Genomic DNA, 21,902 nt, shown 5'->3' with positions numbered 1-21,902 from the left:
GCGAGGTATCGTCATGCTCAAGCACATCTTCTCGGTTTTCGTTCTGATTGCGGGTCTCGGTATATTGCCGGCGCAAGCCCAGGACAAAGCCAGCGTTGAAGGCTTCCGCAGCGCCAAGTTCGGCATGGACGAGGCGGCGGTGCGCAAGGCCGCGACCGCCGATTTTGGCAAGGCCGCTGCCGCCATCACGGTGGAAACCAACCAGCTCGAAAAGACCAAGGTATTGTCGCTGAATGCCGATGATCTGGTGCCGGGCACCGGGCCGGGGCGGGTGTCCTACACCTTTGGCTTTACCAGCCAGAAGCTGATGCAGGTGAGCATCGCCTGGATCGGCAAACAGGCCAACGACCAGGAAAATACCCGCCTGCGCAACATCGCGGCGGCTTTGCAGGCTTATTTCACGCAGCAGGGCTATGTGAAGGACAGCGTGATGCTGGAAGGCACGCTGCAGGACGGCACCCAGGTCGGCTTCCGTGGCCTGGATGAGAAGGGCCGCATGACGTTGCTGCGCTATTCCATCGGTCGCACCGACGACAAGGGCAAGCAGGATCTTCCGGTCGTGGTGCTTACCTACACCGAGAATCCGAAGAACCCGGATATCTTCCGCATCAAGCCAGGCTCGTTCTGAGCCGGCTCCGTCGGTAGCGTGGCCAGTTCGGCGGCGCGATCCCACTCAAAAAGTTAGGTTTTAGGCAGCGGTGGGGCAGGGAATGTGGGCCCTGGAAGCCTGTGCGTATTCGTATCGTATTTTAATACATTAAATCTTATATTGACCTTTAATATCCAAACATGTATCTGAATCCCTGGTCATATTCGGGCGCTGGCCATTGTCGGCACCATTGGGGAGACAGCAGGAATGAAGCACGCCAATAAGATAGCCATCGTCACCGGTGCCGCGCAGGGTATCGGTTTTGCCTGCGCCGAACGGCTGCATCAGGAAGGCGCCACGGTGTGGCTGGCCGATCTCAAGGCCGACAAGGTGATGGAAGCGGCGGCGAAGCTGGACCCGGAAGGCAAGACCGCTTTCGGCATGGCCTGCGATGTATCGAAGCGCGCCGATGTTGCCGCCGTGGTTGCCGCTGCCGTGGCCAAGGGTGGCCGGCTCGACATCATGGTCAATAATGCCGGCATCACGGTGTCGAAGTCGGTGCTGGACCTCACCGATGAGGAATACAGCCACGTGCTGGGCGTGAACCTCAACGGCACCTTCTACGGCACCCAGGAAGCCGCCCGCATCATGGCAGCGCAGGGCGGCGGCTCCATCGTCAACATGTCGTCGATGCAGGCCATCCTCACCATCCCGACCAATGTGCCCTACGGCATTTCCAAGGCCGGCATCAACCAGATGAGTCGCATCTTCGCGGTGGCGTTGGCGAAGCAGAATGTGCGCGTGAATGCCGTCGGTCCCGGCACCATTCTCACCGACTTGACGCGCAATGGCGTGCTCTCGAACGAGGAATCCTATCGCCGCATCCTGTCGCGCACGCCGATGGGCCGCTGTGGCGAGCCTGAGGAAGTGGCGAGCGTGGTTTCCTTCCTCGCCAGCGACGATGCCTCCTATGTCACCGGCCAGGTGCTCTACATCGATGGCGGCCGCATGCCGCTGAATTATACCGTGCCGGTGGATGCGCTGCCGGGCGCCAAGAGCTGAAGCGGAGGCCGCTATGACCATCACTCGTATCGGCGCCGGGCCGCGCATGAGCAAGGCCACCCACACCGACAGCCTGGTTTTCACCTGCGGCGAAGTGGCTACCGACAAGACCAAGGATGCCTACGGTCAGACCGTGGAAATCCTGGCGCAACTGGATGCTTCGCTGGCCGCCGCAGGCAGCGACAAGACCAAGATCCTCAGTGCCACGGTGTGGCTGGCGGATATCGCGGAATTTCCCGAGATGAACCGCGCCTGGGATGCCTGGGTGCCGCAGGGCCACACGCCGGCCCGTGCCACCGTGGAAGCAAAACTGGTTTCGGCCACGGCGAAGGTGGAAATCGCCGTGATCGCGCTGCGCTAAGCCGTGCAGATGATGCAGCAGGCAGTAGTGCAGCAGGGGGGGAGCGGGGCGGCACCCTTGGCCGTGGAAATGGCCGAGGTGTGCAAATGGTATGGCGATTATCAGGTGCTGCATGATGTGGACCTGCAGGTACAGCGCGGCGAACGCATCGTCATCTGCGGGCCGTCCGGCTCTGGTAAGTCGACGCTGATCCGCTGCATCAACCGGCTGGAAGAGCATCAGAAGGGGCGTATTGCCGTCGGTGGTATCGAACTGAACCAGGATAGCCGCAACGTCGATGAAATCCGCCGCGATGTCGGCATGGTGTTCCAGAGCTTCAACCTGTTCCCGCATCTCAGCGTGCTGGAGAATTGCATGCTGGCGCCGATCAAGGTGCGCGGCATGACGCGGCGCGAGGCCGCCGATCTGGCGATGCGCTATCTCGAGCGGGTGCGGATTCCGGAGCAGGCCGGCAAATATCCCGGCCAGCTTTCCGGCGGCCAGCAGCAGCGCGTCGCCATCGCCCGCGCGCTGGCGATGAATCCCAGCGTAATGCTGTTCGACGAACCGACCTCCGCGCTTGATCCGGAGATGGTGAAGGAAGTGCTCGATACCATGATCGAGATGGCGGAAGACGGCATGACCATGCTCTGCGTCACCCATGAGATGGGTTTCGCGCGCCAAGTGGCCAACCGCGTCGTGTTCATGGATGCGGGCCGCATCGTGGAAGAGGCGGCGCCGGAGGACTTCTTCTCCAATCCGCGCCATGAGCGCACCCGCAGTTTCCTCGCCCAAGTTATCTGATTATCCTGCCGCACCAGGCGCGGCGCCCAGGGAGCAAGACGTGACCAGCAAGACAAAAGCCACACATCCGCAGGCGATGACACCTGGCGCGCCGCAGGCGATGACAACCGCTGAAGCGGTGGTGGAACAGATCATCCGCAACGGCATCGACACGATCTATGCCCTGCCGGGCGTGCAGAACGATTATCTGTTCGATGCCTTTGCCGGCGCCACCGACCGGCTGCGTTTCATCCATACCCGCCATGAGCAGGGCGCCGCCTATATGGCGCTGGGTGCCGCACTCGCCACCGGCAAGCCACAGGTTTTCACCGTGGTACCAGGCCCCGGCATCCTGAATGCAACGGCGGCGATCTGCACCGCCTATGCGCTGAATGCGCCGGTGCTGGCATTGACAGGGCAGATCAGCAGCAATGCCATCGGCCGTGGCCTTGGTCTACTGCATGAAATCCCCGATCAACTTGGCCTGCTGCGTTCATTGACCAAATGGGCCGACCGCATCCATGCGCCGCATGAAGGCCCGGCCAAGGTTAACGAAGCCTTTGCCCAGATGCAGAGCGGCCGGCCGCGCCCGGTGGCATTGGAATGCCCGCTTGATGTCTGGCCGCGCCGCGCGCCTGTGGAATTGCTGCCGGCCGGCGAGGCGCTTACGGCGCCGATCGACCTCGATGCCGTGAAGGCGGCGGCGAAGCTGCTTGCTGGCGCCGAACGGCCGCTGATTATTGTCGGTGGCGGTGCGCTGGATGCCGGTGAGTCTCTGCGCGAAGTCGCGGAAATCCTGCAGGCGCCGGTTTCGAGCCACCGCACCGGCCGTGGTGCGCTGGACAGCCGCCACCCGCTCAGCGTCAACAGCGCCATCGGGCATCGTTTCTGGGGCAATGCCGATGTAGTGCTGGCCGTCGGCACGCGGCTGCAATTGCAGCAACTGCAATGGGGCCTGGACGACAAGATCAAGATCGTGCGCATCGATGCAGATGCCGATGAACTGAACCGCGTGCGGGCTGCGACTGTCGGCATTGTCGGCGACGCGCGGCTGGCGTTGCAGGCATTGGCCAGCGAACTCGGCAAGATCGCGGCCAAACGTGCTTCGCGTGCCGATGAGGTGCAGCAGGTGCGGGCGCTGTCCGATGCCGATTGGGCGCGTTGCCAGCCGCAGATGGCGTTCCTCGATGCGATTCGCGCCGAATTGCCGGAAGATGGTATCTTTGTCGATGAACTGACCCAGCTCGGCTATGTCAGCCGGCTGCATTTCCCGATCTACAAGCCGCGCACCTTCATCACGCCGGGCTACCAGGGCACGCTAGGCTGGGGCCTTGCCACTGCCATGGGCGTGAAGGCGGCGATGCCGGATAAGGCGGTGGTGGCGGTCAGCGGCGATGGCGGCTTCATGTTCAATGTGCAGGAAATCGCCACCGCCGTGCAGCACCGCATCCCGGTGGTGGTGGTGCTGATGAATGATGGGGCCTTCGGCAATGTGCTGCGCACTCAGACCGAGGATTTCGGCAACCGCCGCATCGCCACCAATCTGAACAACCCGGATTTCGTCAAGCTGGCGGAAAGCTTCGGCGCCCTTGGCCTGCGCGCCAAGACGCCGGAAGAGTTACGCGCTGCGCTGCGCCAGGGCCTGAAATCGGGCCTGCCGACCATCATCGACGTGCCGGTCGGCCCGATGCCAAGCCCGTGGAATGTGTTGCGCTTCGGCCGTTCGCGGCCCTGACCCCGCATCCTTCATTCTGGTCGATTGAATTGATGCGGCATGCCACTCCAGCGGTGGTGTGCCGCTTTCTATTTATGCCGTTTCTATAGTTCGTATCGAAATATGATATAAAATATTCTATATTGACCCATTATATTTATTACTATATTAGGTAAGCAGGCACTCAAGCTGCCAGCAAACACAAGCAACGGAGGGGGTACGGTATGAAATTCAATATCGCTTTGATTTGCGGGTTGCTGCTCTTCGGCACCGCCTCCCAGCAAGCCATGGCCCAGGGCGCGACGCTCGATGCCATCAAGCAGCGCGGTGCGCTCCAGTGCAGCACCATCTCCGGCGGCTCGCCGGGCTTCTTCGAACTCGATGACAAGGGCCGCTGGCACGGCTTCGATTCCGATATGTGCCGCGCCGTCGCCACCGCCATCCTCGGCTCGCCGGACAAGGCCAATTTCGTGCCGCTGAGCTGGCCGCAGCGCTTCCCGGCCCTGCAGTCGGGCAATGTCGATATCGTGGTGAACCACACGAGCTGGACGCTGCAGCGCAATTCCTCGCTCGGCTTCCAGTTCACGCTGCCGTACTTCTTCGGCGGCACCCAGTTCATGATCAAGAAGAGCGCCAACGTCACCACCGCGACGCAGCTCAACGGCGCTACCATCTGTGTGCCTGCCGGCACCACCACCGAGCGTCTGACCGCCGACTACCTGACCTCGAAGGGCCTGCAGTTCAAGATGCTGCCTTTCGAGAAGACCGAGGATGCCCGCGCCGCTTATATCGCCGGCCGCTGCGACACCATCGCGGGCTGGGGCCCGACCCTGGCGGTGTTCGGTGCCCGTCGCGCCAATGATGCGACGCCACATGTGGTGCTGCCGGAAGTGCTGACCAACGAGCCGGTTTCGGCCGTGGTGCGCCAGGGCGACGAGAAGTTTCTGATCCTGGTCAACTGGGTGATCGCGGCGCTGATCGAAGCCGAAGAACTGGGAATCACCAGCGCCAATATCGAGAAGATGAAGGACGACACCGATCCGCGCGTCGCCCGCCTGCTGGGCAAGCTGCCGGGCTTGGGCAAGGGCATCGGTCTGCGCGACACCTGGGCCTATGACGTGATCAAGCATATCGGCAACTACAACGAAATCTTCGAGCGCAATCTGGGCAGCCAGTCGCCCTACAAGCTCACCCGGGGCTTGACCAAGCTGTGGAAAGATGGCGGCGTATTGTACGCGCCGGTTTTCGACTGAGGCTTGAAGGATGCGCACTGTAAGTGCAGGTGGTTCGATCTGGATTATGGTGCGCAGCCTTTGGTTTAATCGGCAGCTTCGGCGCTATCTGCTGCAGGGTTTGTTCCTCGGCGCCGTGTTGGTTGTGGTGGCGAGTTCGCTCGCCAATGTTTACGCGAACCTAGTGCGCCAGGGGATGGCCTATGGTTGGGACTTCCTCTGGCGGGCCACCGGCTGGAAACTCTCCGTTTCCATGCTGGATCAGGGTCTGACCGATCCCTATTGGTGGACCATCCTGATGGGGGTGGCGAATACCCTGGTGCTGGGCCTGCTCTGCATCATTACCGCCACAGTGATCGGCTGCGGCATCGGCCTGCTCCGGCTTTCCGACAATCTCATGGTGCGCACCGTCACCACGGCCTATGTGGATCTGCTCCGCAACGTACCGGTGATCATGCAGATCTATTTCTGGTACGAGGTCTGCAAGCATGCACCCGCCGAGCGGCAGGCTTTCTCTATTCTCAACAGTTTCTTCGTCAGCAATCGCGGCTTCTACTTTCCGTCCCTGCAGATCGAGCCGGGGCAGGGCTATTACCTGCTCGGGCTGCTGCTGCTCTCCTTGGCTGCCATCGTGGTGGCACTGAAGCGCCGTATGCCGCAGGTGCTGCTGGCGATCCCGGTGGCTTTGCTCGCCTATGGCCTGTGGCAGGGCAATCCGCTGTCGCTGCAATTTCCGGCCCTGCAGGGCTTCGGCTTTCGCGGCGGTCATCGCATGCCGGTGGAATTCCTGGCGCTCTACATGGCCATCACCATCTATGCCAGTGCCTATATCGCCGAGATCGTGCGCGGCGGCCTGCTGGCGGTGGACAAGGGCCAGATCGAGGCCGGCCGTGCGCTCGGCCTCAAGGAATCCAGCATCCACTGGAATATCCGTCTGCCGTTGGCAATGCGCAGCGCGCTGCCACCGCTCGGTAACCAGTATCTCATCACCATGAAGGTGACGTCGCTTGGCGCCGCCATCGGCTATGCCGATCTCTTCTCGGTGATTTCCACCAGCATCAACCATGCCGGCCAGACCATCGAACTGCTGGTGCTGATGATGGCCGGCTACCTGGCGATCAATTATGTCATCGCTCAAGGGGTGCAGTATCTCAACCAGCGTTTTGCGCTGAAGGGTAACCGCTCGACGCAGGCCAAACCCTCCTTGTTCAGCCGGTTCGGCGCGCTGCTGCGCGGCCAGCCCAAGCCGGTGCGGTGACAGTATGAAGAATCCCGCCGCCCTGCCTTCCTGGCGCAAGCAACTTTTCGGCACGCCGGGCAATACGCTGCTCACTGTGCTGTTTTCCGCCCTGATCGTGCTGGCGCTGATCTACGTGGCGCGCTGGGCTTTCATCAACAGCATGTGGACCGAGCTGCGGGAAGGCGATTGCGGCACTGTCAGCGGCGCCTGCTGGGCGGTGATCAAGGCGCGCTACCGCCTGATCCTGTTTGGCCTCTATCCCTATGAGGAACACTGGCGTTCGGCCTTGGCCTGTGCCGTGGCGCTCGGCGTGGTGGCGCTGAGTTGCATGCCGTTTTCCTGGACGGCCCGGCGTCTGGCGCTGATCTGGCTCAGCGGTGCGGTGGTATTCATCCTGCTGATGCGCGGCGGCCTGCTCGGCCTGGCGCCCGTCACCACCGACAAATGGGGCGGCTTGGCGCTGACGCTCTATGTCTATCTCGCCACCGTGATCATCGGCGTGCCGCTCGGCATCCTGTTCGCCCTGGCGCGGCAATCCGATCTGTCGGCGATCCGCCATGTCATCACCCTGCTGATCGATTTCGTGCGCTCGATCCCGATTCTCACCGTGGTGTTCTGCGCCGCCTTGTTCGCGCCGTTCATCCTGCCGGGCTGGCTCAATCCCGATACGCTCTATCGCGTCATTGCTGGCTTCTCGGTGTTCTTCGCCTGCTACTACGCCATGATCGTCACCGGCGGCATGCAGGCGGTGTCGCCCGGCCAGTATGATGCCGCCGCAGCACTCGGTTTGGGCTACTGGCATTGTCGGTTTCTCATCGTGCTGCCGCAGGCTTTGCGCACCGCCTTGCCCGCCACCATCAACCACATGGTGATTACGCTCAAGGAAACCTCGGTGCTGATCATCGTCGGCATGTTCGAGTTGACCGCCTCCGGCAATGCCGCGTTCCAGACCGGCAAGTGGCAGGAATACTACATCGAGGTCTACATCTTCGTGTCGCTGATCTATTTCACGCTGTCCTTCACGCTCTCGCGCTATGGCGCCTATCTGGAGCGGAAGATGCGCGTCGGCTACGCCGCGCACTAGCATTGAATTCACGTCCAAGGGAGAGTTCGCCATGTCAGAGCAGAAGACCGTCATCATCACCGCCGCCAGCCGCGGCATCGGCGGCGCCTGCAGCCGCATGCTGGCCTCCAAGGGCTGGCGCGTGGTGCTGATGTCTACCTCCCAGGATTGCGAGACCCTAGCTGCCGAGCTTGGTGGCTTCGCCAGGCGTGGCTCCGTGACGGATACGGCGGATCTTGCGGCCCTGGTCGACCTGGCGATGGAAAAGACCGGCCGCATCGATGCCGTGGTGGCCAATACCGGCCATGGCCCCGGCCTCACTGATGTGAAGGTCGGCCCATCTTATGGCCCGGACGCGCCCGGCCATCTGCTCGATATCGACGACGCAGACTGGTATGCGGCGCTCGACATGTATGTGATGAACGTGATCCGTCTGGCCCGCCTGGTGACGCCGATCATGATGCGCCAGGGCGGCGGTGCCATTGTGGCGGTGTCCTCCAAGATCGCGGTGGAGCCGAAGGCGACGTATCCGACCAGCGTACTGCGCCTCGGCCTGCATGCCTTCGCCAAGCTCTATGCCGACCGCTATGGCCGCGCCGGTATCCGCATGAACTGCCTGCTGCCGGGCCTGGTGGAGAATTGGCCCGTACCGGAAGCTGCCTTGCAGGCGTTGCCGCTGGGCCGCGCGGTGAAGCTCACTGAGATTGCCGAGACCGTGGCTTTCCTGATTTCCGATGCCGCCGGCGGCGTCACCGGCCAGAGCATCCTGGTGGATGGCGGTTCGGCGCGCGGTGTGCGTTAAACGGAAGAGTGTGCGCTAACATAGATCGGGCAGGAGCGGCAGCATGTACACGAATATCCAGTTGCAGATCGCAGGCCAGTGGGTCGGCGGTGCCGCCGGCGCAACGATTCAAATTCTGAACCCGGCCACCGGCGAGGCCATAGGCACGGTGGCAAAGGCCGAGAAGGCCGATCTTGACCGTGCGCTTGCCGCCGCCGAGGCTGGCTTCCGGGTGTGGAAGAAGGTCAGCGGCTTCGACCGCTACAAGATCCTGCGCAAGGCAGCCGACCTGCTGCGCGCCCGTGCCGAAGCCATCGCGCAGAACATGACGCTGGAGCAGGGCAAGCCGCTGGCCGAGGCGCGCATGGAGGCCAATGCCGCCGGCGATATTGTCGATTGGTTCGCCGAGGAAGCCCGCCGCACTTATGGCCGTGTCATCCCGGCGCGGGTTGAGAGTGTGCAGCAGCTTGTCATCAAGGAACCGGTGGGTCCGGTTGCCGCCTTCACGCCGTGGAATTTTCCGATCAACCAAGCTGTGCGCAAGGTCTCGGCCGCCCTTGCTGCCGGCTGCTCGATCATCCTCAAGGGCCCTGAGGAAACGCCGGCCGCCTGCGCCGCTTTGGTGCAGGCCTACCTGGATGCCGGCGTGCCGGAAGGCGTGGTGCAGCTCGTCTACGGCGTGCCGTCGGAAATATCAGAATACCTCATTCCGCATCCGGTGATCCGCAAGATCACGTTTACGGGCTCGACCCCGGTGGGCAAGCACCTCTCGATGCTGGCCGGCGCGCATATGAAGCGCATCACCATGGAACTAGGCGGCCATTCGCCCGCCATCGTCTGCGAGGATGCCGATATCGACCGCGCCGTGGCCTTGCTCTCGGCGGCGAAATTCCGCAATGCCGGCCAGGTCTGCACCTCGCCAACGCGCTTTCTGGTGCATGAGAGCGCCTATGAGCGTTTCGTCGCTGGCTTCGTGCAGGTCGCCAAAGGCCTCAAGGTTGGCGATGGCATGGACAAGGATACCCAGATGGGTCCGTTGGCCAATGACCGCCGTGTGCAGGCGATGGAAATGTTCGTCAGCGATGCGGTGTCCAAGGGCGCCAAGATCCAGGCCGGCGGCAAGCGCATCGGCAACAAGGGCAACTTCTTCGAGCCGACGGTGATGACCGAAGTGCCGCTGGATGCCCGCATCATGAACGAGGAGCCGTTCGGTCCCGTGGTGCCGATCCTGCCGTTTCGTGATCTCGATGCGGCGCTGGTTGAAGCCAACCGGCTGCCCTATGGTCTGGCGGCCTATGCCTATACCCGCTCCAGCAACACCATCGCCACGCTCTCCGCCGGCTTTGAAAGCGGCATGGTGTCGGTGAACCATCATGGCCTGGCCCTGCCGGAAGCGCCGTTTGGCGGCGTGAAGGATTCCGGCTACGGCTCGGAAGGCGGCATCGAGGCGATGGAAGCCTATCTCAACGCCAAATTCGTCACGCTGGCGGCAAGCTGAGACGTTAGGGCGCCTCGGAGGCGGAAGCGGGGAAGCCGCCGCCCAGCACGCGGCTGGCCTGTTCAGCGATCGACACCGCGAGCAGGCCGACGCGGTCGAAATCCTCACGCGGCAGAGTGGCGGCATCGCTGGTCAGCACGATGGAGCCGACCGGCAGCGGCCCCGCACCCCAGACGGGCGCGGCCACGCTGCTGATGCGCGAGGTGGAGCCGCGTTCCGAGGTGGCATAATGCCGCTCGCGGATCATGGCGCATTCGGCGGCGAGGTTGGCATAGTCGCCGGCATCGCTGCGCGTCTCGATCAGGCTCAATGCCTTGGCGATCTTCTCTTCTTCGAGGAAGGCCAGGATGGCGCGGCCCGAGGCAGCGGCATACATCGGCGACCGCTGGCCCGGATCGGAGGAATTCGGCCGGCCTTTCTCGCCTTCCACCTTGTCGAGATAGATGATGTCCGGGAAATCCGCCCAGGCGAAATAGCAGGTGAGGCTGGAGACCTTGGCGGCATAGCGCAGGATCGGCCGGATCAGGCGGCGCGTTTCATTCTGGGCAATGACGCTGGCGCCCAGCTCCCACAGCCGCAGCGTCGACTTGTAGCGGCTGGTGCCGGGTGCCTTCTCGATATAGCCCTCATCGGCCAGGGTCTGGAATATGCGCTGCACCGCGCTCTTGTTCATCTTGATCTCGCGCGACAGCTCGGAAATGCCGCGCGGCGCTTCCGAAGTGGCCAGCACTTCAAGAATTCTCAGGCTTTTACGCAGCGTGGTGCTCATTCGGCGACTCGTCGATCTGGTGTGATGCAGGCTTACCCAGGCTTGCTAGGTCAATTTTGTGTCCGAGTCAAATGTTTGGTTCATAATTCGATACGATTCCGCGTTATAATTTCGCGAAACTAGCCGGCTCATGCTCGAATGACTAGGTGTCAGTGGCCCTGCAAGCAGCGTTTACTAATGAAACTCTTTTTTATATCATTGACTTAACCGTATCTTGTGGGGAGTTGGTAAAAAGGTCGGCAGAAAAATCAGAAAATCATATTGCGATATGATGGTTCTTTATATAAAACGTAATCTCACTAGGTGAGCATGTTTGTTCATAAATGACCGGCGGCCCGCTGGGCTGGCCGGGACGACATAAAATCGTTGGGAGTTGCACGCATGGCCGATGGGTTGGGTTTGCCGTTGGGTAGTTGGCAGTTGCCGGATGAACTGGTGATGCTGCGCGATACGGTCCGGCGCTTCATGCGTGAGGAAGTGCGTCCCATCGAAGACCGCCAGCCGCATGATTGCCACGCCCTGCCGGCCGCCGACCTCAGCATGTTGCAGGCCAAGGCGCAGGCGCTTGGCCTGTGGTGCCTGGCGTCGCCCTCTGAATATGGCGGCGGCGGCCTTGGGCTGCTGGCGCAGGTGCTGGTGGCCGAGGAAGCCGCGCGCTGCAAGATGGGCGCCTATGTGCCAGCCTGTGGTGCTTTCGGCATCGATCCACCCAGCGTGATCTGGCTTGGCAATGCGCAGCAGATCGAACGCTACGGCGTCGCCGGCATCAAGGCCGGCAAGAAAAGCTTTGTGGCGATTTCGGAAGCCTCAGGCGGTTCCGACCCGGCGCGCTCGATTTCCACCCGTGCCGTGCGCAAGGGTGACAAGTATGTGCTGAACGGCACCAAGCTGTGGATCACCGCCGCCGACAAGGCGGAATGGGGCTTGGTCTTCGCCCGCACCGGCGAGGCCGGCGACCGTGGCGGCATTTCCTGCTTCATCGTCGACCGCCATGTGCCCGGCATCAGCGTCAAGCCGATCCCGGTGATCCGCTCCTACGAACCCTTCGAGGTTCACTTCAACGATGTCGAGATTCCGGTGGAGAACCGCCTCGGCGAGGAAGGCGAGGGTTTCGCCGTCTGTCAGAAATGGCTGGTGCATGCCCGCGTGCCCTATGCCGCCGGCGTCATCGGCGTTGCCCAGGAAGCCCTGGAACTCGCCATAGCCTGGGTCAAGCAGCGTTCCACCTTTCGCACCAAGCTGGCCGACCGCCAGTCGATCCAGTGGATGATTGCCGATTCCGAGATGGAGCTGCGCGCCGCCCGCCTGCTGGTCTATCAGGCCGCCTGGCAGGCCGATCTTGGCCACGACATCAAGCTGGAAGCGTCCATCGCCAAGGTGACGGCCACCGAAACCGCCTGGCGCGTGGTGGACCGCTGCGTACAGATGTTTGGTGCGCTCGGCATCGCCAAGGAATTGCCGCTGGAACGCTGGTATCGCGAATTGCGCATCAAGCGCATCGGCGAGGGGCCGTCGGAAGTGCAGCGCATGGTGGTGGCGCGCGCGCTGCTGTCTGGTGCCGCCTGAGGAGGGTTAAGGCATGTCGATCGATTTCGTTGTCGAGGATGGCGTTGCCACCATCACCATCAATCGGCCGGAACGGCGCAACGCGCTGGATGCCGAGCATTATGATGGCCTATCGCGCTGCTGGATGCAGGTGCGCGACGATCCGGCGATCAATGTGGCGGTGATCACCGGGGCCGGCGACAAGGCTTTCTGTGCCGGTGCCGACCTGAAATCCTGGGTCGGCCGCGAGGCCGAGCTGGCGGAATTGTGGCTGACCCAGAAGGGCCAGTTGCTCAACCGGGGCCTGGAAATCTGGAAGCCGGTGATTGCGGCGGTGAACGGTGTCTGCGTTGGCGGCGGCATGACCCTACTGCTCGCCACCGATATCCGCGTCGCCTCCGAGAATGCCATCTTCAGCCTGGCGGAAGTGAAGCGTGGCATCATTGCCGCCAATGGCGGCACGCAGCGCATCATGCAGCAACTGCCCTATGCCATTGCCATGGAAATGCTGCTTACCGGCGACAGCATCGACGCCCAGACCGCACTCCGCTGGGGCCTGATCAACAAGGTGGTGACGCTGGCCGAACTGCCCGATGTCGCCAAGGAATATGCCGACCGCATCGCCGCCAATGCGCCGCTGGCCCTGCAGGCGGCGAAGGAACTGGCGATCCGCTCGCGCCATATGGATATCGCCACCGGCCTGCGCATGGAGCAGTTGACCAACCGCATCCTGCATCATTCGGAAGATACCAAGATCGCCAAGGCTGCCTTCGCCGAGAAGCGCAAGCCGAAATTCACGGGCCGCTGATGCCATGAGTGCGCAGGCCGCCGAAATAGAAAGTGATCTACCGCTCGCCGGCATCCGGGTGCTGGACCTGACGCAGATCTACAATGGTCCCTATGCCACCTTCCTGATGGCGATGGCAGGGGCCGAGGTGATCAAGGTGGAGCCGCCGGGTGGCGAATTCCTGCGCCGCCGCGATGCCCGCAGCGGTGCCGGCGTGCCTTTCGCCATGCTGAACGCCAACAAGAAATCGGTGTCGCTGAACCTGAAGGCAGCGCGCGGCAAGGAACTGTTCCTGGAGCTGGTGCGCACTGCCGATGTGGTGGTGGAGAATTACGCACCCGGCGTGATGGATCGCTTGGGGCTCGGCTATGAGGTTTTGCGGGCACAGAACCCGACGCTGATTTTTGCCAGCGGCAGCGGCTACGGCGTCTCCGGTCCTTACCGGGACTACCCGGCAATGGATCTGACCGTGCAGGGCATGTCCGGCGTGATGAGCACCACTGGTTTCCCGGAGAACCCGCCGGTGCGTTCCGGTGCTGCGCTCTGCGATTTCCTCGGCGGCGTGCATCTTTACGGAGCCATGGTCACGGCACTGCTGCGCCGTGAGCGCACCGGGCGCGGCGTGCAGATCGACGTGGCGATGCTGGAAACCGTTTATCCGACGCTGGCTTCCAGCATCGGCATGACCTATGGCGAGCGCGACGACATTCCGCTCCGCACCGGCAACCGCCATGGCGGCTTGTCGCTCTGCCCCTATAACGTCTATCCCACTGCCGACAGCTATATCGCCATCATCTGCAACAGTGACAAGCACTGGCATGCCCTGCTGGATGCCATGGAGCGGCCAGAGCTGAAGTACGCCGAGCAATATGCCGGCATGCGCCAGCGCGTGGCGCATATGGACGAGGTTGATGCCATGGTGGCGGCCTGGACCTCCGGCTTCCAGCGCGATGCGCTGTTTGAGCGGCTGGTGAAATTCCGCGTGCCGTCCTCGCCGGTGCGCAGCCTGCATGAAGTGATCGCCGATCCGCATATGCATGCGCGTGGCATGCTGCTGGAAATCGATCATCCCACCTATGGGCCGATCACCGTCAACCGCAGCCCGTTGAATTATCTCGGCATAGAGCAGCCGGAATATCGACCGAGCCCGGCCTATGCCGAGGATAACGCCGCGATCTATGGCCAGCTTGGCATCAATGCCGCCGGCCTCAGTGCGTTGCAAGCGGAGAGTGTGATCTGATGCCGGGACAAAGTGTCATCGCCGGGATCGGCAACACGGCCTATGGCAAGCATCCCGGCCGTGACCGCGTGTCGCTGATCGTCGAAGCCTGCGCCAATGCCCTGGCCGATGCAGGTATCGAGAAGGATGTGGTGGATGGCGTGCTGGTCAAAATGGCCAATGCCGAGCCGTCTTTCCTCTATGGCCAGAAGGTGGCCGAGGCCCTGGGTCTCAAGCCGCATGTCGGCGCCTCGCTGGATCAGGGGGGCGCTGCGAATATTGGCCTGATCAGCTATGCCGCCATGGCCATAGAAGCCGGGCTGATGCAGGTGGCGATCATCTGCTATGGCGACACGCCGCGCACAGGCAGCCGCAGCGTCTATCAGCGCCCACGCGGCGACGATGCGGTCTATGGCTGGTATTCCACGGCGGCGGGCTATGCCATGGTGCATCAGCGTTACCGCCAGGAATTCAGGATCCCGGATGAGCATTTCGGCGCTGTAGCCGTGGCCTGCCGCGCCAATGGCGCGCGCAATCCGCAGGCGCATCTGCGCCAGGCCATCACCTTGGATGAATACATGGCTTCTCCCTTCGTGGTCGAGCCGCTGCGCCGCGATGATTGTTGCCTGCTCTCGGATGGCGCCGCCGCCGTCATCGTCACCTCGCGGCAGCGTGCGAAGTCGCTCGGTATCGACAAGGCGGTGCCGATCCTGGGCTTCGGCCAGGGCCAGGAATCCTGGGATGTGCATTTGCGTCCCTCGCTTACCAGCACGCAGGCCAGTGTCTCCGCCGAAAAGGCTTTCCGCATGGCCGGTATCGCGCGCAAGGATATCGATGTGGCGCAGCTCTATGATTGTTTCACCGTCACGCCGCTGCTGACGTTGGAGGATTACGGCTTCTTCGCACCGGGTCAGGCGGCGGCTTTCGCCGGTGCCGGCGGCCTGGCACTGGATGGCGATCTGCCGCTGAACACCAGCGGCGGCCTGCTGTCGGAAACCGGTACGCCCGGCCTGCAATTGGTGATCGAGGGCGTGCGCCAGATGCGCGGCAGCGCCGTATCGCAAATCACCGGCGCGCGTCACTGCCTGATCAGCAACCAGGGCGGCACGATGCATACCCATGCCACCCTGATCCTGGGGGCCGCGGCATGAGCTTTCCGCAGCCCGATATCATGCCGTTGAGCGCGCCCTACTGGGATGGCCTGAAGCAGGGCAAGCTGCTGTTCCAGCAATGCCGCGCCTGCGGCAACCGCTGGCTGCCGGCGCGCGATGCCTGCCCGAACTGTCTCAAGCGCGAGGCGGAATGGGTGGAATCCTCTGGTCGCGGCAGGATAGTGAGCTGGGTGGTCTACCATGTCTCCTACAACGATGCTTTCAAGGACCGCGTGCCATACGACGTGACGCTGGTGGAGCTGGATGAAGGCCCCCGGCTGCTCAGCAATATCGTGAATGGTGATGCGGGCAGGAAATTGAGCCTGCATGCGTCGGTGGCGCTGCAGATCGAGCACGAGGGCGATCTCGCGCTCGCGCGGTTCAAGCTGGTTTAGATTTATTGGTCGAGAGGCGATGATGTCGAAAGTACTGCCCGAATTCATGGTCCATAATGGCAAGCTGACGCCCTATGGCGAAGTCGTGACCCATGTCATGTCGCCGGCGGTGAAGTATGGCCTGTCGGTATTCGAGGGCCTGCGTGGCTACTGGAATGCCGAGGAACGGCAGATGTATGTGTTCCGGCTGCAGGAGCATACCGAGCGCCTGTTCCAGTCGATGAAGCTGCTGCGCTTCGATGCGCCCTTCACGCCGGATGAGATCAACGCCAAGACCCTGGAATTGCTGCGTGCCAACAAGGCAGAGGAGGCAGTGCATATCCGCACCATCGCCTATCTGGATGGCATGGGCGAGCAGGATGTGCGTGGCCCGGTGAGCTATTCCATCTCGGCGCTGGAAAAGGCGCGCAACAAGAATGTGTCCAAGGGGATCCGCTGCCAGGTCAGTGCCTGGCTGCGGCTTTCCGACCTGGCCATGCCGCCGCGCATCAAATGCGGCGGCAACTACGTGAACAGCCGTCTGGCGCGGTTCCAGGCCAAGCAGGATGGCTATGACGAAGCCATCCTGATGAATCAGAGTGGCCATGTCGCCGAAGGTCCAGGTTCCTGCATCTTCATGGTACGGCATAACAAGCTGGTGACGCCGGACCTGACCAGCGGCATCCTGGAAAGCATCACGCGTGACAGCGTGATGGAACTGGCGCGCGATCTCGGCATTCCGGTGGTGGAGCGCACCATGGACAAGACCGAGCTTTATGCCGCGCAGGAACTGTTCCTGGTCGGCTCGGCGGCGGAAGTCGTGCCGGTGGTGAATGTGGATGGTATCCAGGTCGGCAGCGGCAGCCCCGGCCCGATCACCACGCAATTGCAGCAGGCCTATTTCGATGCCACCACCGGCGTGATCGCCTCCAAGCGCCATTGGCTCACCCCGGTGCATCAGCGCTGAGCATGCAGGACCCGAACATGCAGGAGGTTGGCATGCAGGACCTGGCAACCCGGCTCGACAGCCTGAAGGCGGGCGAAGCCACGCCGACGGCAATGTTGCAGGCGCTGGCGGCGGACATTCTGGCTGCCGCCGGGCTTGCCACTGCCGATGCCGCGACTGCCGCCGCCATTCTGGTGCAGGCACAGCTTCAGGGCATTGATTCCCACGGCTTGGCGCATCTGCCGGTCTATGTGCGGCGGCTCTGCGAGCGGTCGATCAAGCCCGATGCGGCGATGGTGCTGAGCCAAGCCGGTCCGGCGGCGAGCGTGCTGGATGCCGGTAACGGCTTCGGTGTGCTGGCGGCTTACAAGGCGATGGTAGAGGCGGTGCGCCTGGCGGCCGGGCAGGGCATCGGCTCCTGCGCAGTGCGCAATTCCAGCCATTTCGGTGCCGCGAACTATTTTGCCGAGATGGCGGCGAAGCAAGGCATGATCGGCATCGTGCTGTCCAATGCGGCGCCGACCATGGCGCCCTGGGGCGGCCGCGAAGCCATCCTCGGCACCAATCCGCTGGCTTTCGCTTTCCCGCGCGATGGCCAGCCGCCGATCGTGATCGATATGGCGACCAGCGTGGTGGCGCGTGGCCGTATCCGCAAGGCAGCGCAAGCCAAGGCTGCGATCCCTGCCGACTGGGCGCTGGATGCCGATGGTGTGCCGACCACCGATGCCGAAGCCGCATTACAGGGCACAATTCAGCCGATGGGTGGGGCCAAGGGCTATGCCCTGGCTTTGGCCATCGAACTGCTCTGCGCTGGCCTGGCCGGCGGTCGTCCGGGTTTCCTGGTGCGCAATCCGCATGACCCGGGGCCGGAGCCGAGCGGCACCAGCCATTGCTTCATCGCCATCGATGCCGGGCATTTCAGCGGCCGTGCCGCTGCGCTACAGGCAGTGGAAGCGGTGGCTGGCCGCATCCAGCAGAGCCAGCCTGCCGCCAACGCGGCACCGCGCCTGCCGGGCCAGCGCGCCGCTACGATGTATGCCGAACGCAGCCGCCATGGCATACCTGTTTCGCCGGCATTGCTGGACAGCCTGAAGGCTGCCGCGGCCATGGTTATGAGGGCAAGCACGTGACGTATCAGATCGCCGTCGATGTTGGCGGCACTTTCACCGATGGCGTGATGCTGGAAGCGGCCACCGACACGATCTGGGTGGCCAAGGCGCTCACCACCCCGGCTGATCCGGGCAAGGGCATCGCGCGCGTCATCGAGATGCTGCTGGAGCAGCTTCCGGCCAGCGTCGCCGAAGGCCGCAAGGCGGTGCATCGCGTGGTGCACGGCACCACACTGATCACCAACACATTGCTGGAACGCAAGGGCGTGAAGACCGCCCTGGTGGTAACCGCTGGCACTGAGGATGTGCTCGATATCCGCCGCGAGACCCGCTACGACACCTACGATCTCGAAATCAGCTTTCCCAAACCGCTGGTCGAGCGCGGCCAGCGCTTCCCGCTCGCCGAGCGTATTGGACCGGCTGGCGAGAACTGGAAGGAAATCGACGACACTGAACTGCAGCAGTTGGCCGAAAGGCTGGCGCGCGAGGATGTGGCGGCGGTGGCGATCTGTTTCCTGCATTCCTGCGTCGATGGCCGCCATGAGCGCCGGGTGCGCGATGCGCTGCGCCAGGCGATGCCGCAGCGCAGCTATTCGATTTCCTCCGAAGTCGCTGCCGAGATCGGCGAATACGAGCGCATGTCCACCGTCGCGGCGAACGCCTATGTGCAGCCGATTGTCGAGCATTACATGAATGCGCTCGGTCGTCGCCTCACCGAACTGGGGCTTGAATCACGGTTGGATATCATGGTGTCCAACGGCGGCTTCACCGAGGCCGAACAGGCGGGCCGCTTCCCGATCCGCCTGCTTGAATCCGGCCCGGCCGGCGGCGTGCTCAGCGCCATCAATTGCGCCGCGATCCATCAGGTGAAGAATATCCTGGCCTTCGACATGGGCGGCACCACGGCAAAATCCTGTGTTGCCGTGGATGGCGTGCCGGCTATCACGCATACCTTTGAATTCGCCCGCGTGCGCCGCTTCCGCAAGGGCAGTGGCCTGCCGGCGGTGAGCCCCAGCATCGACCTGATCGAGATCGGTGCCGGCGGCGGCAGCATCGCGCGGGTCAGCACCATGGGCCTGTTGCAGGTGGGGCCGGAAAGCGCCAGCGCGGAACCCGGCCCGGCCTGCTACGATCTTGGCGGCAGCGATGCGACAGTGACCGATTCCGATCTTTTCCTCGGCCATCTCGATGCCGAGAATTTCCTCGGCGGCCGCATGCGCCTCAGTCTCGCCAAGGCCGAACAGGCGCTGGCTGATTTGGGGCAGCGGCTCGGCGGTATGTCTGCCGAGAAAGTCGCCTGGGGCATCCATGATATCGTGAACGAGAACATGGCCGCCGCCGCGCGTACCCATATCGCCGAGCGCGGCCATGATGCGCGGCATTTCACCCTTGTCACCACCGGCGGCGCCGGTCCGGTGCATGCGGTGGATGTGGCACGCCGCCTGCGTATCGCCCGCGTGCTTTGCCCGGTGGCCTCCGGCGTCGGTTCCTGCCTCGGCTTCCTGGCGGCGCCGGCCCGCGCCGACCAATCCTGGTCGAAGCTGGAAGCGGTTGACCTGATTGACTGGCACGATCTGGGCGACCGCCTGGAAACGGCGCGCAGCGCGCTCGCCAGTGACCTTTCCCATGTCGGCATCGCTGCCGGTGATATCCAATGGCATCTCTGTGCTGAGATGCGCTACCAGGGCCAGGGCGCCAAGGTGGAGGTCGATCTCGGCGATATCGCCTTCGAGGCGCTGAACCAGACGCTGCTGCAGGAGCTGTTCCTCAAGGAATATATCCGGCTGTTCAAGCGTCCGGTGCCGGGCGGCAAGCCGGAAGTGGTGACCTGGCGCGTGGTGGCGCAGTCGCGCGAACGCCACCGCCGCTATGCCTTCCCCGCCAGCGCCAGGCGCCAAACCGAAGCCAAGGCTTCGTCGACGCGCCGGCTCTATCTGCCGGGCGAGAAGAAATTCGCCACTGCGCCGGTTTATGACCGGCATCAGTTGCCGCCGGGCGCGAAGCTCGCCGGACCGCTGGTGGTGGTGGAACCGGAATCGACTCTTGTGGTGGCCTATCCGGCAACGGTGACGGTGCTCGGCGACGGCACGCTGGAAGTAGTGCTGAAGGGAGATGCGTGATGCAGGACAAGCAGGGCATCGATCCGATCACGCTGGAAATCCTCTGGACCCGCCTGATCAGCATGGTGGACGAGGCGGCGGCGACCTTTGTGCGCACATCCTTTTCCACCCTGGTGCGCGAAGCCAACGACTATGCCGTGGTGCTCACCGACCGGCGCGGCCGCAATGTGGTGCAGTCTTCCCAGAGCATCCCGTCCTTCATCTCGACCTTGCCCGCAACCATTCGCAGCTTCATCGCCAAGTTTGGCATCGAGACGATGCAGGATGGCGATGCCTATATCACCAATGATCCCTGGCTTGCCACCGGACATCTGAACGATGCCACCCTGGTGATGCCGATTTTCCACAAGGGCGAAATAGTCGGCTTCGCCGGCGTGGTCAGCCATCTGCCCGATATCGGCGGCCGCCTGCGCAATCCGGCGAACCGCGAATTGTTCGAGGAAGGCCTGCAGATTCCGCCGATGCGCATCCTGCAGGCCGGTGTGCAGAATGATGTGCTGGTGGAAATGATCCAGACCAATGTGCGCCTGCCGGATGAGACTATGGGCGACATCTGGGCTCAAGTGTCCTGCTGCACGTCGCTGGGCGAACTGCTTTCCGCCCTGATCGACGAGACCGGTATCGACTTTGAGCGTTTGACCGACGAGGTCTGCCAGCGCACCGAGACCGCGATGCGCGATGCCATCCGCGCCACGCCGGATGGCGTCTATCAATATACCGTGGAGAATGACGGCCCAGCGGAAATGCCGGGCGGCGTCATCACCATTGCCTGCAAGGTTACGGTTTCCGGCGATGAGGTGCTGGTGGATTACACAGGCTCCAGCGGCCAGGTGAATCTCGCCATCAACACGGTGATGAACTACACCTATGCCTACAGTGCTTATGCGCTAAAAGCCCTGTTCGCGCCGTGGATTCCGAATAACGAAGGCAGCTTCGTGCCGATCCGCATCACCGCGCCAGCCGGTTCGATCCTGAATCCGACGCGGCCCGCGCCCTGCGGTGCGCGCGGCATGATCGGCCATCTGCTGCCGCCCGCGATCATGGGTGCCATGGCGCAGGCACTGCCGGACCGCGTGCAGGCGACGCCCGGCTCACCGTCCAACAACATGCAGGTGGCGGGGCTTGGCGGCACCCGGCGCTATTCCGTTTCCGGCTTCCTCGGTGCCGGCGCTGGTGCCAGTGCGCGTCATAACGGTCTGTCGGCGATCAGCTTCCCGAGCAATCTTTCCAACACGCCGATCGAGGTGCTGGAAAGTCAGGCACCGATGGAAGTGCTGTGCCGCGAAATTCGCCACGGCTCCGGCGGGCGCGGCGAGAAGAATGGTGGCGATGGCATCCGCTTCGCCTTCCGTATGCGCGGCGAGGGCATGGCGATCTCCTCCTTCATGGTCAACCGCATCAAGCGGCCGGCGCCGGGCTTGTTCGGCGGCGAGGATGGGGCAGCGGCCTCCTTTGCCGTCAATGGCAAACAGCGCGAGCCGACCGGGCAACTGGTGCTGCAGCCCGGCGATACCGTGCTGATCGAAACCGGCGGCGGCGGTGGCTACGGCAAACTGAAAAAGTAATCGCATAACGACAAA

Annotated in this window: 20 protein-coding genes; 19 read left to right on the top strand and 1 reads right to left on the bottom strand. The window is 63.1% G+C overall.

Going from position 1 to position 21,902, the window contains the following annotated elements; all coding sequences use genetic code 11:
* Positions 1 to 13 precede the first annotated feature (13 nt).
* From V6B08_RS14310 to V6B08_RS14265, 10 genes are all read left to right on the top strand, one after another.
* Positions 14 to 628: a hypothetical protein gene (locus V6B08_RS14310; protein ID WP_341982029.1), complete on the top strand. Its 615-nt coding sequence runs from the start codon at positions 14 to 16 to the stop codon at positions 626 to 628.
* Between the two features lie 228 nt (positions 629 to 856).
* A complete protein-coding gene (locus V6B08_RS14305) occupies positions 857 to 1,651 on the top strand; it encodes an SDR family NAD(P)-dependent oxidoreductase (protein ID WP_341982027.1) in 795 nt (264 codons plus the stop codon).
* Between the two features lie 13 nt (positions 1,652 to 1,664).
* Positions 1,665 to 2,012 carry a RidA family protein gene (locus tag V6B08_RS14300; protein WP_341982025.1) on the top strand — a complete coding sequence of 116 codons (348 nt, stop codon included), beginning with the start codon at positions 1,665 to 1,667 and terminating at the stop codon, positions 2,010 to 2,012.
* A gap of 69 nt (positions 2,013 to 2,081) precedes the next feature.
* Positions 2,082 to 2,795 (top strand): amino acid ABC transporter ATP-binding protein, encoded by a 714-nt coding sequence (locus tag V6B08_RS14295; protein ID WP_341983489.1) that lies wholly within the window; start codon positions 2,082 to 2,084, stop codon positions 2,793 to 2,795.
* A 40-nt stretch (positions 2,796 to 2,835) separates the two neighbouring features.
* Positions 2,836 to 4,509: a thiamine pyrophosphate-dependent enzyme gene (locus V6B08_RS14290; protein ID WP_341982023.1), complete on the top strand. Its 1,674-nt coding sequence runs from the start codon at positions 2,836 to 2,838 to the stop codon at positions 4,507 to 4,509.
* Positions 4,510 to 4,712: 203 nt separating this feature from the next.
* On the top strand, positions 4,713 to 5,741 hold the full coding sequence (locus tag V6B08_RS14285; RefSeq protein WP_341982019.1) for an amino acid ABC transporter substrate-binding protein: 1,029 nt from the start codon (positions 4,713 to 4,715) through the stop codon (positions 5,739 to 5,741).
* Positions 5,742 to 5,787: 46 nt separating this feature from the next.
* Positions 5,788 to 6,978 carry an ABC transporter permease subunit gene (locus V6B08_RS14280; RefSeq protein WP_341982017.1) on the top strand — a complete coding sequence of 397 codons (1,191 nt, stop codon included), beginning with the start codon at positions 5,788 to 5,790 and terminating at the stop codon, positions 6,976 to 6,978.
* 4 nt (positions 6,979 to 6,982) lie between these two features.
* Positions 6,983 to 8,044, top strand: coding sequence for an amino acid ABC transporter permease (locus V6B08_RS14275; RefSeq protein WP_341982014.1), 1,062 nt, complete (start codon positions 6,983 to 6,985; stop codon positions 8,042 to 8,044).
* A 31-nt stretch (positions 8,045 to 8,075) separates the two neighbouring features.
* Positions 8,076 to 8,825, top strand: coding sequence for an SDR family oxidoreductase (locus V6B08_RS14270; RefSeq protein ID WP_341982012.1), 750 nt, complete (start codon positions 8,076 to 8,078; stop codon positions 8,823 to 8,825).
* A gap of 43 nt (positions 8,826 to 8,868) precedes the next feature.
* Positions 8,869 to 10,302 (top strand): NAD-dependent succinate-semialdehyde dehydrogenase, encoded by a 1,434-nt coding sequence (locus V6B08_RS14265; protein ID WP_341982010.1) that lies wholly within the window; start codon positions 8,869 to 8,871, stop codon positions 10,300 to 10,302.
* Between the two features lie 4 nt (positions 10,303 to 10,306).
* On the opposite strand, the gene V6B08_RS14260 is transcribed toward V6B08_RS14265, so the two are convergent.
* Positions 10,307 to 11,071 (bottom strand): IclR family transcriptional regulator, encoded by a 765-nt coding sequence (locus V6B08_RS14260; RefSeq protein WP_341982008.1) that lies wholly within the window; start codon positions 11,069 to 11,071, stop codon positions 10,307 to 10,309.
* A gap of 381 nt (positions 11,072 to 11,452) precedes the next feature.
* Between V6B08_RS14260 and V6B08_RS14255 the strand changes: the two genes are divergently transcribed.
* From V6B08_RS14255 to V6B08_RS14215, 9 genes are read left to right on the top strand one after another with little or no spacing between them, the layout of a single operon-like run.
* Positions 11,453 to 12,637 (top strand): acyl-CoA dehydrogenase family protein, encoded by a 1,185-nt coding sequence (locus tag V6B08_RS14255; RefSeq protein WP_341982006.1) that lies wholly within the window; start codon positions 11,453 to 11,455, stop codon positions 12,635 to 12,637.
* A gap of 13 nt (positions 12,638 to 12,650) precedes the next feature.
* The gene (locus V6B08_RS14250) at positions 12,651 to 13,424 is read left to right on the top strand and encodes an enoyl-CoA hydratase/isomerase family protein (protein WP_341982004.1); all 774 of its coding nucleotides are present in this window, start codon (positions 12,651 to 12,653) and stop codon (positions 13,422 to 13,424) included.
* Positions 13,425 to 13,428: 4 nt separating this feature from the next.
* Positions 13,429 to 14,643 carry a CaiB/BaiF CoA transferase family protein gene (locus V6B08_RS14245; protein WP_341982002.1) on the top strand — a complete coding sequence of 405 codons (1,215 nt, stop codon included), beginning with the start codon at positions 13,429 to 13,431 and terminating at the stop codon, positions 14,641 to 14,643.
* A complete protein-coding gene (locus V6B08_RS14240; protein ID WP_341982000.1) occupies positions 14,643 to 15,773 on the top strand; it encodes a thiolase family protein in 1,131 nt (376 codons plus the stop codon). Before V6B08_RS14245 ends, V6B08_RS14240 begins: the two co-directional genes overlap by 1 nt.
* Positions 15,770 to 16,168 carry a Zn-ribbon domain-containing OB-fold protein gene (locus V6B08_RS14235; protein ID WP_341981998.1) on the top strand — a complete coding sequence of 133 codons (399 nt, stop codon included), beginning with the start codon at positions 15,770 to 15,772 and terminating at the stop codon, positions 16,166 to 16,168. Before V6B08_RS14240 ends, V6B08_RS14235 begins: the two co-directional genes overlap by 4 nt.
* A 22-nt stretch (positions 16,169 to 16,190) precedes the next feature.
* Positions 16,191 to 17,114, top strand: a complete 924-nt coding sequence (locus V6B08_RS14230) for a branched-chain amino acid transaminase (protein ID WP_341981996.1) — start codon at positions 16,191 to 16,193, stop codon at positions 17,112 to 17,114.
* A gap of 32 nt (positions 17,115 to 17,146) precedes the next feature.
* A complete protein-coding gene (locus V6B08_RS14225; RefSeq protein WP_341981994.1) occupies positions 17,147 to 18,223 on the top strand; it encodes an Ldh family oxidoreductase in 1,077 nt (358 codons plus the stop codon).
* Positions 18,220 to 20,322: a hydantoinase/oxoprolinase family protein gene (locus tag V6B08_RS14220; protein ID WP_341981992.1), complete on the top strand. Its 2,103-nt coding sequence runs from the start codon at positions 18,220 to 18,222 to the stop codon at positions 20,320 to 20,322. The genes V6B08_RS14225 and V6B08_RS14220 overlap by 4 nt, the downstream gene beginning before the upstream one ends.
* Complete coding sequence (locus V6B08_RS14215; RefSeq protein ID WP_341981990.1) at positions 20,322 to 21,887, top strand: hydantoinase B/oxoprolinase family protein; 1,566 nt, start codon at positions 20,322 to 20,324, stop codon at positions 21,885 to 21,887. The genes V6B08_RS14220 and V6B08_RS14215 overlap by 1 nt, the downstream gene beginning before the upstream one ends.
* Positions 21,888 to 21,902: the final 15 nt, after the last annotated feature.

Origin of the sequence: Ferrovibrio sp. MS7, from assembly GCF_038404985.1 — a bacterium.
GTDB classification, from domain to species: Bacteria; Pseudomonadota; Alphaproteobacteria; order Ferrovibrionales; family Ferrovibrionaceae; genus Ferrovibrio; species Ferrovibrio plantarum.
The sequence above is the reverse complement of the archived record's forward strand: the minus strand, read 5'-3'. Positions and strand labels throughout refer to the sequence as shown.

Coding starts and splice junctions, on each gene's coding strand:
- V6B08_RS14310 (WP_341982029.1), top strand. CDS start 14: ATGCTCAAGCACATCTTCTCGGTTTTCGTTCTGATTGCGGGTCTCGGT.
- V6B08_RS14230 (WP_341981996.1), top strand. CDS start 16,191: ATGTCGAAAGTACTGCCCGAATTCATGGTCCATAATGGCAAGCTGACG.
- V6B08_RS14250 (WP_341982004.1), top strand. CDS start 12,651: ATGTCGATCGATTTCGTTGTCGAGGATGGCGTTGCCACCATCACCATC.
- V6B08_RS14240 (WP_341982000.1), top strand. CDS start 14,643: ATGCCGGGACAAAGTGTCATCGCCGGGATCGGCAACACGGCCTATGGC.
- V6B08_RS14300 (WP_341982025.1), top strand. CDS start 1,665: ATGACCATCACTCGTATCGGCGCCGGGCCGCGCATGAGCAAGGCCACC.
- V6B08_RS14305 (WP_341982027.1), top strand. CDS start 857: ATGAAGCACGCCAATAAGATAGCCATCGTCACCGGTGCCGCGCAGGGT.
- V6B08_RS14225 (WP_341981994.1), top strand. CDS start 17,147: ATGCAGGACCTGGCAACCCGGCTCGACAGCCTGAAGGCGGGCGAAGCC.
- V6B08_RS14260 (WP_341982008.1), bottom strand. CDS start 11,071: ATGAGCACCACGCTGCGTAAAAGCCTGAGAATTCTTGAAGTGCTGGCC.
- V6B08_RS14270 (WP_341982012.1), top strand. CDS start 8,076: ATGTCAGAGCAGAAGACCGTCATCATCACCGCCGCCAGCCGCGGCATC.
- V6B08_RS14245 (WP_341982002.1), top strand. CDS start 13,429: ATGAGTGCGCAGGCCGCCGAAATAGAAAGTGATCTACCGCTCGCCGGC.
- V6B08_RS14215 (WP_341981990.1), top strand. CDS start 20,322: ATGCAGGACAAGCAGGGCATCGATCCGATCACGCTGGAAATCCTCTGG.
- V6B08_RS14280 (WP_341982017.1), top strand. CDS start 5,788: ATGGTGCGCAGCCTTTGGTTTAATCGGCAGCTTCGGCGCTATCTGCTG.
- V6B08_RS14295 (WP_341983489.1), top strand. CDS start 2,082: ATGGCCGAGGTGTGCAAATGGTATGGCGATTATCAGGTGCTGCATGAT.
- V6B08_RS14265 (WP_341982010.1), top strand. CDS start 8,869: ATGTACACGAATATCCAGTTGCAGATCGCAGGCCAGTGGGTCGGCGGT.
- V6B08_RS14235 (WP_341981998.1), top strand. CDS start 15,770: ATGAGCTTTCCGCAGCCCGATATCATGCCGTTGAGCGCGCCCTACTGG.
- V6B08_RS14285 (WP_341982019.1), top strand. CDS start 4,713: ATGAAATTCAATATCGCTTTGATTTGCGGGTTGCTGCTCTTCGGCACC.
- V6B08_RS14275 (WP_341982014.1), top strand. CDS start 6,983: ATGAAGAATCCCGCCGCCCTGCCTTCCTGGCGCAAGCAACTTTTCGGC.
- V6B08_RS14255 (WP_341982006.1), top strand. CDS start 11,453: ATGGCCGATGGGTTGGGTTTGCCGTTGGGTAGTTGGCAGTTGCCGGAT.